We start from the raw sequence: 14,417 nt of genomic DNA, 5'->3' as shown, positions 1-14,417 counted from the left end.
CGAGACAAAGTCGCAGGGAATTTTCAGGCTTCCCAGGAAAAGCCCGAGGCATATTCCCCGGCATACTCGGAACCGGGAGGCTCTGTCAAGCCACGGAGCGAATGTGGGGCGGCCGGCTGACTGCGGGAAGGTGGAGCGTTCTCCGAATCGAAGCCCGCCCCCGCAGGCGTCTCCTGCTGGGAAGAAAACTGCACGTTCTCCCGTGTCTCGGAAGCAGCCGCCAGTCGCTGGCAGAGTTCCTGCCAGGTTTCCCGCTGGATGGCCAGCACGCGGAGAGCATCCTCCAGCGGCTTCTCTTCCCTCTTCAGTCCAGCTTCGACAAGACACCGATAAACGAACGTATACAGGGCCGCCACACGTCGAGCGATCGGGAAACCGCTGTCCGTCTTGATGCCGGAGAGAATCTCCGCGACGATTTCCTGTGCACGCAGGAGCGATTCAAACCCGGCATCAAACTGGTTTTCCCGCCAGAGATGTCGGGCACGTTCGATGAAACGAATCGCGCCCTCGATCAGCATGAGATGGAGTCGCTGAGGTGGGGCCGTCAGAATATCCGCTTCGCGGTAACTCTCTCCAAAGGATGCCGACATAATAGACCGTCCAACCCGAAGCGTCTTTAAAGCTATTCACCGAAAATCCCAGCATCCCCACACAATTATCGATTGTTTCGGCCGCCACTGGCGAAATACATGGGGATGGGCTGAATTTGCGAAACAATATCAATGTTGCCCTTAATCTTGGCGATGGCGGACTCCAACCGGTAAAAATAGAGCAGCAACTGCTCTTTTCTTCGGTCGAGTTTGGCGTTCCACCATTCGATCCGCTGTTGGTTCTCTTCGTACTTTCGAGTGAGGGCGATGAATCGTTGCGCCATGAGCGATACATCTTGCCCCACTAAACTTTCGGCGAGCTTGTCAAACTTTGCCGCGAAACCAAAAGTTTTGTCGGTGAAAAACTTCTTCACGGCGTCGGGGTCGTCGGCAAACTTTTGTTTGAGTTTGGAGCTATCAAAGTCGAGCGCGCCATCGTCCTTGATGCTCACCCCAATTTCCGCCAGGGACTGGATACTTCCCGCACCCGGAAACCGCGAACTCAGGATGTACGAAATTTCGCTGCCCAATCGGATGGCCGTCGGATCCTGCGCCAGAATTTCGCCCTTCTGCGTGGTTGTGTCGTATTTCGTCAGCTCCTGATACCGCTTCCAGAACTTGTTGTAGTTATCGACGAAGGCCTGCACGCTCGCCACCAGGTCGGTGTCCGTGGTCGTCACCTGGACACTCACCGGCGTGGAGGAGGATTGCTTCACCTCCAGTTCCAGTCCGGGAACCACATTTGAGAATTTGTTGCTGGAAGAAGAAAGGACGACCGCTCCCGGGGTTCCCGCCTGTCCGATGGCCAGTTGCGCATCGCGGGCCTCGGCAAAGCGTGTCAGCCCCAAATCCAACGACCCCTGGTCCACGATCATCTGCGCGAGGTGTCCTCCGCGCTCGCTCACCAGAGACAATCGGTAGGGTCGATTGGAACCGTCGTAAACGATCGTGGCCCGCACACCCGCGTTGAGTGCGTTGATCTTGTCCCGCAAGGTTTGCAGGGAATCGTTGGCTTCCAGCGTCACTTTGTAGGTCAGGGAGCCGTCAATGGCGTACGCGCTCTGCCCCGAAAAGTCCTGAAGCGTGCTCTGTTTGAGGATCCCCAGGTCGGCGGCGGCTGTCCCGTTCAGATCATTGACCACCAATGTGCCGGTCCCATTGGCCAGGTCGCGAATGAGGATCCCATCCCCTGTGGCGTTGATGGTGGCGTTGACGTTGGCCGCCCCTCGATTGATGGCCGCCAGCACATCCCCAATCGTTTGTGCCCCGATCGCGGCGAGGTCCACGGTGGTAGTCACGCCCTTGCTATCCGTGACGGTAAACCGGCCGAGCGTCACCCCCCGACCCCCGTTTAATTCACTCAGCTTGGTATTGACCGAGATTACCCGCAGGTGAAGATCCCCGCTATTCTTGACACTGACCGCATCATCCACGGCGATGTTGAGTTTTTCGGCGGTCTGCGAGCTGTCCAGAGTCTCGATTTTGAGATTGCCGGTCCCACCCGAGATATCTTCGATGACCAGACCATTTCGTGCCCCATTGACGGCAGCTCGCACTCCGATCCCTGCCGCGTTGATAGCGCGAATGACATCTTCCAGGGTTTCTGCCGCAGAAAGGTCCACCGTCGCCTGATTGCCCGCGCGATCCGTGATCTGAATCGTCCCCAAATCACCCAATCCCTGCCCTCCATTGAGCTGGGAAAGCGCCGGGGACTTCAGACTCCCGATCAAGCGACGCCCGGTGATCGTGTCACCGTTGGCCGCGACATCCAGGCCGAGCTCCTTCAACGCCTGGGAACCGTAAAGTGCGGAAAGGGTGAATTGTCCCGATCCGCTCGTCAGATCCCGCAGGACAAGGCGTTTACCATCTGCAGAAATCTCGGCCTGAAGCTTCCCTGGCGCTGCATTATTGATCGTGTTGACAATATCTCCCAGCGTCCGCTCTGTCTGCCGGCTTTGGCCACTGGGTGGCAACGGGTCGAAATCAATGACCCCGGTTGTCCCGTCACGAAGCTGGAAGGAAATATCGGGAAGCGTGGAACTCGCGGAGATCCCCAGCCCATCGTTCAATTCGCTCAGGAGCGTGTCCGAGGAGAGCCACACAATGTCCTGCCCGTCGGCGACACTGGAGGCCGTGTCGATCCCCGCCAAACCCAGCGACGCGGCGGCCTGTCCACCGCCGATGTCCTGGACGCGGAGATTCGCCACACTGGCACCGGTGAGATCGGTGAGACGGATGTGATCGCCGACGACTTCCGCCCGCACGTTGATCCGCGTGTTGCTGTTGATCGCGTTGATGACGTCGTCGAGAGTCTGGACCGTGGTGAGATCAATCTCCGCGGAGGCCCCGCTGCGGTCTGTGATGCGGATCAGGCCGCGCTGAAACCCCTGTCCACCCCGCAAAAGGTCGAGATCGAGCGATCGATCCACCCCCGGGCCAAATCGAAATGAGAGCGTTCCCGCTCCCAGTGGCTCGGTCTGCTCACGGACCCCTTTGCTCAGCCACTGTTCTGGCTGAACCGTTCGCAGCGGCGTGAAGATGTAGGACCCCAGGGTCGGTGAGCCGGTGACCCGAACCCCCAAAGCAGCGTCGTTGCTGCTGGTGGCTGTCCGCTTGTCGAAAACTGCCACCTTGCCCAGATTCTTGACGGGATACTGGACGGCCATCAAAAGCGCGGAGAGCTCCGTGATGGCCGCCCGTTCTTTATCAATCTTCTTATTGACCTCCTGGAGATTGTCGCGGGGTCGGGACTCAATCTGCATAAGCTTATCCACGGTGTCGCCGATGGGGACACCGGTGATAAGTCCGACGTTGGATTGAATCCGACCCATATTGAACTCCCGTGGAGATTTCTCGCCCCACAAAGTCTACCTTGTTTAACATCGGCTCAATGGCTTCGGGATATTGATTGACCCTCCGGCAGGCCGTCGGGTCGCCCCGCTCCGGTTTTCTTGACGCGGAACGTAGCGACCACACAACAGAGCCCGTATTTTCCGAAAAAAAGAAGTAGATGATTTGGGCTGACTTTGCCGATAAAGAATTCGCCCACAACGGCCTTATTTGCCTCCAAGCTATGTCAATTCAGAAAAGACAGGAAGCCTGGACAAGGATCGTGAGCGCGAGAGGTGCAAAGTCGTACCGACTGTCCTGACTGAGAATGATTCCGGGTCACCGCCATCCTATTATCGGAAGCCTGTGCTGGTGCCGCCAACGGGACCTCCCGTGCTGCCGGCCGCTTTCCCAGCATCGAAAACAACGGCGATCCCCAGTACTTTTCGGCCCCATCCGGGCAGGCGCTTGGGCGTTCTTGTTGGGTCTGTTCATCACGGCAGGCTGCACTCTCATCCCCAAACCTGCCGTCCAGCCGATGATCCATAATCCTTTTCCACAAATTCATAAAGTTGCCGTGGCCCCGTTCTTTAACCTCTCCACCGAACCCACTCTCGACGGCCGACAGGTGGCCATCGCGTATTACAACGAACTCCAGGAAATTCCCGGATTTGAGGTGATTCCGGTGGGGGTGGTGGAGAGAGCCATGACCATCCACCGAATCAGCCTCAACAGCGCGGCGGACGCGCGGCGTTTGGCCCAGGTCCTGGGGGCCGACGCCGTCGTGGTCGGTGCCGTGACGGAGTATTCCCCCTATTACCCACCCCGCTGCGGTCTGCAGGTGGAATGGTACGCCGCCAACCCCGGCTTTCACCCCGTGCCACCTGGTTACGGTCTGCCATGGGGAACGGATGAGGAACGTCACATTCCCCGCCGGCTGCTTCTGGAAGCCCAGATTGCCTACGCCCGGGGCGCTCTCTCGGAAGCCACTCCGCAGTGTGATGCCGCCACTGCCACGGCCTGGAGTTCGAGCGGCGAAAAGGCTCCGGCCACGCCCGACAGTGGCGTCTCGCGATCCGCGTCGGGTGGGACAGAAAACGAGATCTCTCCAGAAAAGCTCGTCCCCCAAGCAACTCCCGCGAATCCACCCTGCATACCAACGAATGAGCCGTTTCTCGTTCACACCCGGGTCTATAACGGGGGCGATGAACGCTTCACCCGGCTGCTTCAGGAGTACGCCCGATTCCGTCATGATGCGCAGCTCAGCGGGTGGCAGCCGTACCTTGCGAAAAGTGAGGAATTCCTGCGTTTTTGTTGCCGCCTGCATATTTGGGAAATGTTGACCGCACGGGGAGGTGCCGACGAAATCGAAGTGACGTGGCGGCCTCCCGTCGTCCGATAACAGAAATAAAGGTCGGAACCTGGCGAAAACAACCTGGCAGCTTCGATATTCCGGCGAGATTCAACTACCACAGGAGTGCCCGAGTCGTGAGCCGAGAAATCAACGTCATCGCTTTGATCAAGGGAGGGGAGCGTTACATCTTCCTCTATGATGACGACAACCGTCTGGAAATGATCCGCACGTTGGGACGGTTCGCTGCCCATCCCGAATTGAGTTTCAGTTGGTACGATGCAGCCGTCCTGAGCCAGAAAATCCGCCAGGAGGCACGCCGACGGGCACTGCAAAATCGCTTCAAAGCCAAACAGCCGGCCGATCCCGACGATCACGCCTGACCGTCAACAACGGTGGGCGCTGAGCGGAATCGCTCTCCCAAACTTCCCGCACGAGATCTTTCCGTAAGAAATTTCAAACTTTCTGGAAGGCGGGTATGCAGTCGGCCATCGGGCAGTTTTTGCGGTATCTCGCCGTCGAGAAGAACGCCTCGGCCAACACAATTAAGAGCTACCGCGAAGATCTCACGGCTCTCGTGGAATATCTCACAGACGCCTACGGCGGTCGGTGCCCCTCTCCTGATCAGGTCACGACTCTCGATCTGCGGGGTTATGTGGCTGCGATGCACGAGGCGGGCTACGCCCCAGGAACGATCGCCCGACGGCTCGCCAGTCTGCGGAGTTTTTTCCGCTTCGGAATGCGCCAGGGATGGGTGAAAGAGAACCCCGCCAAACCGCTCCGCAATCCCCGCAAGCCACGCAATCTGCCGCACGTCCTTTCCACTGAGGATGTGCAAAAACTCCTGGAGGCCCCGCCGGCATCCTCTCCCATGGGCTTGCGCGATCGGGCAATCCTGGAAACACTCTATTCGGCAGGGCTGCGCATCAGTGAACTCGTCGGTCTCAATGATAGCGACGTGGATCTGGCAGCAGAGATCGTGCGGGTTAGGGGCAAGGGGCGTCGCGAACGCCTCGCCCCGCTCGGTTCCTTCGCGGTAAGGGCGATACGCCGCTGGCTGGCCGTGAGAAAGCTCCATCCCAGTTTGCGTGACCAGCCTGATCGTCCGCTTTTTGTCAATCGGTTTGGTCAGCGGTTGACGACCCGAAGTGTCGCCCGAATGCTGGAAAAATATCTCCGTCAAACCGGCCTGGATCGCCGCACAACTCCCCACACGCTTCGCCACAGTTTCGCCACGCACCTCCTTAACGCGGGGGCAGATATCCGCAGCGTCCAGGAGTTGCTGGGACACAAAAGCCTCGTCACCACGCAGATTTACACGCACCTGACAACCGCCAACCTCAAGGCTGTGTACGAAAAAGCCCATCCCCGGGCAAGGTAAGAGGGTGGGGTGTAGACACCATCATCCTGTCACAGGCTGCGTGGGGAAAGCCAAGCGATTACCGGTAGGGCAATTCGTGAATTGCCCATACAACGTTGGAGGGACCCGCTTGTCGGGTCCGGTGAACACCGATTGATCACCCATTCCTCCTCATCGGGCACGACAAGCGTGCCCCTCCGAAAAACCCCGGAGGGACCTGCTTGTCAGGTCCACATCCCGACGTCGGATAGTCTATGTCGCCGATCGCGCTGCGTCTATCTCCTTGCTTGTATCTACTTGGTTGCCTCGCTAACTGTAAAGGCACTTCATGAATTGCCCCTGCAACCATTGAGCCTCTGGGCGCTCGCGGATTTCCACAAGTGGGGCATGGACCAGGCGTGGGATTTGTGGAACACGTTCCGTCTTGATGATATAACAGGAACGAGACGCGGGACTTAAAACAGCCAACCCGGCCGCGTCGCCTCAATCCATGTCTTCGATCTACTTTTGGGGAGGTCACTTCCATGGTTGCGTCACGGCAAAGAGTTCCAATGGCCTGGCGTGTCACAGGGCGATTTTTCTGCACACTGGCGGCCGCCGCTGTGTTTCTGGTGGGGACGTCTCGCCTCCATGCAGCCAACACAAACTCAGCCGAGGCTCCGCAAAAAGCCAGTTCGGCTTCGGCCGCCACCAAGACGCCCCCCAATATCGTGATCATTCTCGCGGACGACATGGGCTACTCCGACCTGGGCTGCTACGGCGGTGAGATTGAGACGCCGCACCTCGATCGCCTGGCGGCCAACGGACTGCGATTCACCCAGTGTTACAATTCCGCTCGGTGCTGGCCTTCGCGAGCAGCCATCATGACGGGCTATTACCCCCAGCAGGTGCGGCGGGATACCGTCCCCGGCGTGCGCAGTGGTGGGAGCGGAGTGCGGCCGGCGTGGGCCCCGCTTCTGTCGGAAGTCCTGAGACAGCACGGCTACCGGTGTTACCATTCGGGAAAATGGCACATCGACAAACAGCCCTGGACCAGCGGCTTCGATCACAGCTACGTACTCAACGATCACGATCGTTTCTTCCATCCCAAGAATCATCAGGAAGATGGCCGTGCCCTTCCCACCCCCGGCCCTAACGACGGCTACTATGCGACCACGGCGATTGCGCAGTATGCGGTGAAGTATCTGGCAGAACACGCCACGGAGTACCGCGAAAAACCGTTCTTCCTCTATCTGTGCTTCACGTCTCCGCACTTCCCGCTCCAGGCACCACAGGAGGTCATCGCCCAGTACCGCGATCGTTATCGGGTGGGGTGGAACGTCATTCAGCAGCAGCGGGGCAAGCGGCTTCTGGAAATGGGTCTTGTTCGCAATAGCCCGCCACCCATGGAGGTCCATTTGGGCCCCCCGTATGACTTCCCGGAAGCATTCAAGATTCTCGGGCCAGCCGAGGTGAAATACCCCATCCCCTGGAATGAACTCACCCCTGACCAGAAGGAATTCCAAACCACCAAGATGGCGATTCACGCTGCCATGGTCCACATCATGGATGAGGCGGTGGGCATGGTCGTGGAGCAACTCCAGAAAATGAGCGTCCTGGACAACACGGTGATCTTCTTCGCCTCCGACAACGGTGCCAGTGCCGAGATCATGGTACGTGGCGACGGCCATGATCCGCAGGCTCCGATGGGCAGCGAAAAGACTTTTCTCTGCCTGGGCCCGGGATGGTCGAGTGCTTCCAACACCCCCTTCCGCCGCCACAAAACGTGGGTTCACGAAGGCGGTATTTCCACTCCGTTCATTGTGCATTGGCCTCAGGGCATCACCGCCCGCGGAGAACTCCGCCATACCCCCGTGCACTTCGTGGATGTTTTTCCAACGGTCCTCGAGCTGGCGGGAATTTCCATGCCCGACCGTTGGAATGGAGAGGAGCGTCCCGAGCCGCCGGGAAAAAGCATCGTGCCGCTTTTCACCAAAGATGGAACCGTGGAACACGATTTCTTCTGGTTCCTGCACGAGGGAAATCGGGCGATCCGCGCTGGCGACTGGAAGCTGGTTGCCGCCCGGGGCGATCCTTGGGAGTTGTACAACCTAGCCGAGGATCGCGGCGAAACGAATAATCTTGCAGCGAAATTACCAGAAAAGGTGGCAGAACTGGAAAGCCTCTGGAACCGGCTGTGGGAGCAGTATCAGCAGGATGCCAAACGTGACCTGCCGGAAACTCCCGCCTCCAATACAAAACCACGAAAAGCCGGTTGACAGGGTGGCCTGACCGGCGCCGAGTAAAAACGACTTTTGCGAAGGCTGAAGCCTTCGCCAAAAAGCGGCGATGAATCGCTGCACTCCACGGAGCGCGGGGCTTTGGCCCGCTTTCCACGCGGGATTTCAGTCCCCCGGTAAACACCAATTGATGATCGAACGTTGCACGGCGGACGTGACAAGCACGTCACTCCGAGAAAAGCGGACCTGACCAGCAGGTCCCTCCGAAAACTCGGAGGGGCACGCTTGTCGTGCCCGATGAGGAGGAATGGGTGATCAATCGGTGTTCATCGGACCCGACAAGCGGGTCCCTCCGTATCCGGTAGGGGCAGTTCATGAATTGGCCCTACCCGGGGACCGCTTGCGTGGTTCCGGCAAAACACCGCAAACGGCAAGGTTGGGAAAGCTAAAGCCTTCGCCAGAAAGCGGCAATGAATCGCCGCACTCCACGGAGCGCGGGGCTTTAGCCACGCCGAAAACCAGCCGTTCGGGAACCTGAACAGCCGGACGGCTACTTGCGGAAATGCTCCAGAAACAGGGTGCGAAGCGAACCGAGGCGAGCTTCCGTGCGCTGGGCGAGACTGCCCGGAACGCCGTAGTTCTGGATGGTCCGAAGATAATCTGTCAGCTCCTGCCGAGCAGCAACCGGCCCGTGAATAAAGAAATGCACCCAGGCCCACGACCATCGATAGGCGCTGCCGTTCATCTCTTCCATGCGGGCGATCTGTTCCAGCTTGTTCAAAGAGGGGACATAGCCCAGTCGGGCCCAGAAGCGGACAGTCTTGTAATAGGGGTGCCCGAACACCCGATCGCCCGGTGGGGCCTCGAAATACTCTGCCAATCCTTCATCAAGCCACAGGGGCACCATGGGCAAAGCCGTATGCAAGAGGGCGTGGGTCGCCTCGTGCCGCAGGTCGGTGGCCAATTCCCGACTGCGATAGGCCAGCACGAACGCCCGTCCGGAACGCTCAAGGTACAGTGCTCGGCGATACGGAGCATCCGGAAATTCCCGCCGCAAAAACTGCTGATATTCACGCTGGGAATCAAACAGCAGCACTGTGACCGGGCGCTGGCCCAGCTCAATCCCCAGCGCCGATTGGATATCCTGGGCGAGATGCCCGAGGCCGTCGATGAGCTCTTCAACCTGGTCAAGGGGGAATTGGGCGTAGATGGTGAAGCCGCCGATGGCGCGACTGTCCACCCAAACCCCCTGCGAGGTCACCACCGGACCCGGAAAACTCGATTGCCCGAGGATGGCCAGAAGGAGTGCCGCCAGCACGCTGCACCTGTTTTCGCGATTTTGTCCATTGAGCGGAGTGTTGTGCTTCAACCGGCCAATCGCCGCCACGCCCGCCGCCAGAACGGTTCCGCCGCTTCCACTCGTTCCAAACTTTGGACGGGCATCCCTTGCACAATCCTGGCGGGATTGCGACGGCAGAGGATATCCGCTGCATCCCGGCCCAGGCGCCGAGCAATGTGCCGGGTAGCTTCCCCCATGGTTGGCGGTCGGCCGCGAACTCCATGGCCGTCGCTGGCCACCACGTGTACTCGTCCGGTCAGAAGGAGTTCTTCGGCAAACTGCCGCACGGCCGGTCCAAAAGCCCCCGTCAGGCTTCCCGCCGTCAGTTGAAGCAGAGCCCCGGCGGACAACACTTCCTCGAGCTTCTCTGGGTGCCGCAAGAGGGCCGTGTTCCGCTCGGGATGCGTGAGAATGCCGGTCACCCCCACCCGCTTCAATTCCCGCAATAGCGAATCGAGGGGGAGATAGATATCGTGGGGAAGCTCTAAAAGTACGTAGCGGCCAGTGCCCACCGTGGAGACCTCGCCCCTTTTTACAGACTCAACCAATCCCTCATCGATCCGCACATCGGCGCCGGTGAAGATTTCGAGCGGAATAGCGGCCTCCCGCAACCGACGCCTCAGTTCCTCGCAGCGGCTGGCAATCACTGCCGGGGTGTTCTGCTGGTATCGGCCACGCTGATGGGGAGTCGCCACGATCCAGGCAGTACCCTCGCGCACGGCCAGCCGGGCCATTGCCAGAGCCTGATCCCAATTCGGCGGTCCGTCGTCCAGTTCCGGAAGAATGTGGCAATGGATGTCCACCCAACCCGGGGGTAGAGAACCCGCGTGTCCCATCCGTGTGCGACTCTTTCCTGCGACTTGTTTAATGGGCAATTGAAACAATCGGCCTGCGACCCATCACCTGACCGAGTGGAAGATTAGGCACTGCCGCCGAAACAGGTCAAGGGCATTCAGGAGTGACTCAGTTCTACCCACTCATGGTTAGATCAAACGCCAGAATGGTGGAGGGACAATTCATGAATTGCCCCCACCCGAGGAACGCTTGTTTGGGTGCAGGAAAACACCGCAAACGCAAGGTTGTGAAGGCTAAAGCCTTCACAAAAAGCGGCGATGAATCGCCGCACTCCATTGGAGTGCGGGGCTTCAGCCCCGCTTTCGGTGAGGGACCTCAGTCCCCGGCGAACGAGAATGGATGATCAAACATTAAACGGCGGACCTGACAAGCAGGTCCCTCCGAAAGGGGTTGATCCGAATGCGAACGTGACAAGCAGGTCCCTCCGACATGCGGACCTGACAAGCAGGTCCCTCCGGAATATTTTGGAGGGGCACGCTTGTCGTGCCCGGTAAGGAGGGATGGGTGATCAATCGGTGTTCGCCGGACCCGACGAGCTGGCCCCTCCGACGTTGTAGGGGCCATTCATGAATTGCCCCTACCCGGACACCGCCATTTCGGGATGATCGATTGGGTGTTGGGACGATTCTTGGATTACCCCGCTATCAGCGAAGTGGTGCTGTTCTTACGACGCACCGCACATTGTCAGCCGATAATCGCCTTGGCTGTGGGCAAATCCCCACAAAACGGGGATTATGCCTGCGACCAGACGGGACACAAAAACGATGGATACCCACGAGGTGGCGACTAGATCCACCTAAAATATCGGTATTTTTGCCGTCGCGCCGGGAACTTCCCTAACATACTGGGGAACTAGGTAACCCGGCAATCGGCGGCGAAGCTCCGCAATAATCTCCCGCCCGCGATGCTCCGGTACCTCAAAATGATGGGCACCGGCCACTCTATCGAGCTGGTGGAGATAATACGGCATCACGCCGAGGTCCGAGAGCTTCTCGTACAACTCCACGAGCACCTCGGGCGAATCGTTGACTCCCGCCAGAAGAACGGACTGCACAAACAGGACGGCCCCCGTGGCGCGAAGCCGGAGAATCGCGTCGCTCACAGGATTGTCAATCTCCCGCGGGTGGTTCGCGTGCAGGACGATAACTTTTGTCAACGGGCAGCGTTCGAAGGTGGCCAGCAGGTCGGCCGTCACCCGTTGCGGGATGACAATCGGCATTCGCGTATGCACCCGAACGCGCCTCAGGTGGGGAATATCTGCCAGTGCCTTCAACCAGGCTTTCCATTCGGGATCGTCAATAATCAAGGGCTCTCCCCCGCTGAATATAACCTCTGTTACGTCGGGGTGGGTGGAAAGGTACTCCACCACGCTGGCAATTAAACGCGGCTGGACACCGGTGGACGTCTCTTTCTCCGCTTGCTTGCCGGCAAGGGCCTGGGCATAGGGAAAATGCCGCCGAAAGCAGTACCGGCAATGGACGGGACAGGCCGGGTGCGTTACGATAAGAATTCTGCCGTGGTACTTGGCGAGGATCCCGGGCGCTGTCAGCGCGGCCTGCTCCTGGAGCGGATCGGTCGTGAATCCCTCCACCGCCTGCGTTTCCTCCCAAACGGGGAGGAACTGACGGAGCACCGGGTCGTGAGGATCGCCCTTCCGGATGCGGGGAAGGACGGTTCGCGGCAACAGGAGGGGAAATCCTTTCCCGGCCTGCCGGGCGTGTTCGGCCAGGGAGCTTGGGAGGTCCAGCTCGCGGCACAGTTCCTGGGGATCCCGAATCGCCTCCGCTAAAACAGTTTTCCAGTCTGGTGCCCCGAGAGAACCAGACTGACATTCGCCGGGCCAAGCAGCTTCAGAGGTTGTAAAGGCGGAGGACGATTTCACGGGGCTAATGTTGAACAAATGATTAGCGTCTGACCTGACTTGGGGACTGTACTCAAATACTTGGCTGGGATGGATCCCGCTGTCGCTGCGAACTGGCAACCACGGCTCGACGCAGGGGCAAGCCGTTATTTATTCTTAACACGGCTTTTCGTTCATCGTACCGGTATTGGCACGAGGTGGGAAGCCTCCGAAAACATAGTGCGGTGCTGTTGGTAAGGTTAATCTCACGCCTGGGCGATAGGTGAATATTCCGCGGCAATTGCAAGCACAATCGAAACGAGAGGGTTGGAGACGTGGCCACTTACAACACAAGCGAATTTCGCAAGGGTTTAAAGGTTCAGCTTGACGGCGAACCCTACCTGATGATCGAATGCACGTTCGTCAAGCCGGGGAAGGGTCAGGCTCTTTACAAATGCAAGCTGAAAAACCTGATCCGCAACACGGTCATCGACCGCACATACAAGAGCGGCGACACCATCGAAGCTGCCGATGTGGAAGAGGTCGATGCTCAATTCCTTTACCGGCAGGGCGATTCGTTCATTTTCATGGACAACAACACGTTCGAGCAGTACGAATTGACCAAGGATCAGGTGGATGAGGCCTGGAAGTATCTTAAGGAGGGCATGCCGTGCACCATGCTCCTCTTCAACGGCAAGCCGATCTCGGTAACACCGCCCAACCACGTGGTTCTTCGCGTCGAATACTGCGAGCCTGGTGTCCGCGGGAACACGGCCACCAACGTGACCAAACCCTGCCAACTGGAGACCGGCGCAGAGATCATCGTTCCGGCATTTGTCGAAATCGGCGACCTCATCAAGATTGACACACGCACCGGTGAGTACATTGAACGCGTCAAGGAATAACACCGGCCGGATGACGCCCCCTCCGGAATGATGGATGCCCAATCGCCCGACAATGATTTTCGACCCACAGCTCCGTGGGAAATTTTGCGCTTACGCGCAGCGCTGTTAGAGGAATTTCGGCAATTCTTTAAGGAGCGGGGATTTCTGGAAGTGGAAACCCCGCTTCTTTCGCATGATACGGTGGTCGACCGCCATCTCGACCCGTTTTCCGTCTTTGACGTGGAGCGCCCGGAAGAGATCCAACCCAACACGCCGCGATATTATCTGCAAACCTCACCAGAATTCGGGATGAAAAGACTTCTCGCCAGCGGTGGCCCGGGGGCCATTTATCAGATCACCCGGGCGTTTCGACGCGGCGAGATAGGCCATCTGCACAATCCCGAATTCACCATCGTCGAGTGGTATCGCGTGGGTGACGATTATCAGTCGGGGATGGAACTGCTTGCCGATCTGGCGGAAAGAATCCTCAAGAGCGGACGGCCGACCATTTGCACCTACAGCGAGGTTTTCCAGGACGCCGTGGGAATCCACCCTCTGGAAGCCAGCGGCTCGCAACTTCAGGGCGTTGCCCGCTTTCTCGGGATCGTCTGGCCCGAGTCTTTGGCCGTGGAGGACCGTGATGGCTGGCTCGATCTGCTGTGGTCGGAGTGCGTCCAACCCCGGCTGGGACACGATCGACCTGTGATCGTTTGCGACTATCCAGCCAGTCAGGCCGCGCTCGCTGTCGTGCGGACCGACACGCCACCCGTGGCCGAGCGCTTTGAATTGTTTTTCCGTGGCGTGGAGCTGGCCAACGGGTACCACGAATTGCGCGACCCGGAGGAGCTGCGAAGGCGGATTCGCGCGAGCAACGCTCAGCGGATCAGCGATGGTAAGAGCCCGCTGCCCGAGGAAAGCCGCCTCCTGCGCGCCATGGAACACGGCCTACCCCCGTGCGTCGGCGTGGCCTTGGGATTTGACCGCGTCGTCATGCTGCGTGCCGGCGCGCACTCGCTGCGAGAAGTCCTCGCCTTTCCGTTCGACATCGCCTGAGCAGGCCCACTCTAGTCGTCTTCGGTGTGAAGCAAAAGACGACCTCCGGCCCGACGCTGATTGTCCAACGCTTGAAACCCGCATCAGCGCTGAGTTG

General features: G+C 59.0%; 11 protein-coding genes. 6 read left to right on the top strand and 5 right to left on the bottom strand.

Annotated elements, in window-relative coordinates:
* Positions 1–23: 23 nt before the first annotated feature.
* Complete coding sequence (gene fliS / locus THTE_RS02615; RefSeq protein WP_095413977.1) at positions 24–590, bottom strand: flagellar export chaperone FliS; 567 nt, start codon at positions 588–590, stop codon at positions 24–26.
* 65 nt (positions 591–655) lie between these two features.
* Positions 656–3,421 carry a flagellar filament capping protein FliD gene (gene fliD / locus THTE_RS02610; RefSeq protein ID WP_095413976.1) on the bottom strand — a complete coding sequence of 922 codons (2,766 nt, stop codon included), beginning with the start codon at positions 3,419–3,421 and terminating at the stop codon, positions 656–658.
* 479 nt (positions 3,422–3,900) lie between these two features.
* On the opposite strand from fliD, the gene THTE_RS02605 reads away from it, so the two are divergent.
* The 4 genes from THTE_RS02605 (at position 3,901) to THTE_RS02590 (ending at position 8,388) form a co-directional block, all read left to right on the top strand.
* A complete protein-coding gene (locus THTE_RS02605; protein WP_157731650.1) occupies positions 3,901–4,821 on the top strand; it encodes a hypothetical protein in 921 nt (306 codons plus the stop codon).
* 86 nt (positions 4,822–4,907) lie between these two features.
* Positions 4,908–5,153 carry a hypothetical protein gene (locus THTE_RS02600; protein ID WP_095413974.1) on the top strand — a complete coding sequence of 82 codons (246 nt, stop codon included), beginning with the start codon at positions 4,908–4,910 and terminating at the stop codon, positions 5,151–5,153.
* Between the two features lie 95 nt (positions 5,154–5,248).
* Positions 5,249–6,151 (top strand): tyrosine recombinase XerC, encoded by a 903-nt coding sequence (gene xerC, locus THTE_RS02595; RefSeq protein ID WP_095413973.1) that lies wholly within the window; start codon positions 5,249–5,251, stop codon positions 6,149–6,151.
* A gap of 530 nt (positions 6,152–6,681) precedes the next feature.
* Entirely contained in the window at positions 6,682–8,388 is a 1,707-nt protein-coding gene (locus THTE_RS02590; RefSeq protein WP_095413972.1) for an arylsulfatase, read from the top strand.
* A gap of 511 nt (positions 8,389–8,899) precedes the next feature.
* Here THTE_RS02590 and THTE_RS02585 read toward each other — a convergent pair.
* The 3 genes from THTE_RS02585 to epmB all read right to left on the bottom strand — a co-directional run bounded on the left by THTE_RS02585 (position 8,900) and on the right by epmB (position 12,425).
* On the bottom strand, positions 8,900–9,736 hold the full coding sequence (locus tag THTE_RS02585) for a hypothetical protein (protein WP_095413971.1): 837 nt from the start codon (positions 9,734–9,736) through the stop codon (positions 8,900–8,902).
* Positions 9,715–10,524: a tyrosine-protein phosphatase gene (locus THTE_RS02580; RefSeq protein ID WP_095413970.1), complete on the bottom strand. Its 810-nt coding sequence runs from the start codon at positions 10,522–10,524 to the stop codon at positions 9,715–9,717. Before THTE_RS02580 ends, THTE_RS02585 begins: the two co-directional genes overlap by 22 nt.
* Before the next feature lie 815 nt (positions 10,525–11,339).
* On the bottom strand, positions 11,340–12,425 hold the full coding sequence (gene epmB, locus THTE_RS02575; RefSeq protein ID WP_095416734.1) for an EF-P beta-lysylation protein EpmB: 1,086 nt from the start codon (positions 12,423–12,425) through the stop codon (positions 11,340–11,342).
* A gap of 293 nt (positions 12,426–12,718) precedes the next feature.
* Between epmB and efp the strand changes: the two genes are divergently transcribed.
* Both efp and epmA read left to right on the top strand, forming a co-directional pair.
* On the top strand, positions 12,719–13,288 hold the full coding sequence (gene efp / locus THTE_RS02570; RefSeq protein ID WP_095413969.1) for an elongation factor P: 570 nt from the start codon (positions 12,719–12,721) through the stop codon (positions 13,286–13,288).
* Between the two features lie 27 nt (positions 13,289–13,315).
* Positions 13,316–14,320 (top strand): EF-P lysine aminoacylase EpmA, encoded by a 1,005-nt coding sequence (gene epmA / locus THTE_RS02565; protein WP_207651761.1) that lies wholly within the window; start codon positions 13,316–13,318, stop codon positions 14,318–14,320.
* The last annotated feature ends 97 nt before the right edge of the window (positions 14,321–14,417 follow it).

The organism is Thermogutta terrifontis (assembly GCF_002277955.1).
In the GTDB taxonomy this organism is placed as follows: Bacteria; Planctomycetota; Planctomycetia; order Pirellulales; family Thermoguttaceae; genus Thermogutta; species Thermogutta terrifontis.
The sequence above is the reverse complement of the archived record's forward strand: the minus strand, read 5'-3'. Positions and strand labels throughout refer to the sequence as shown.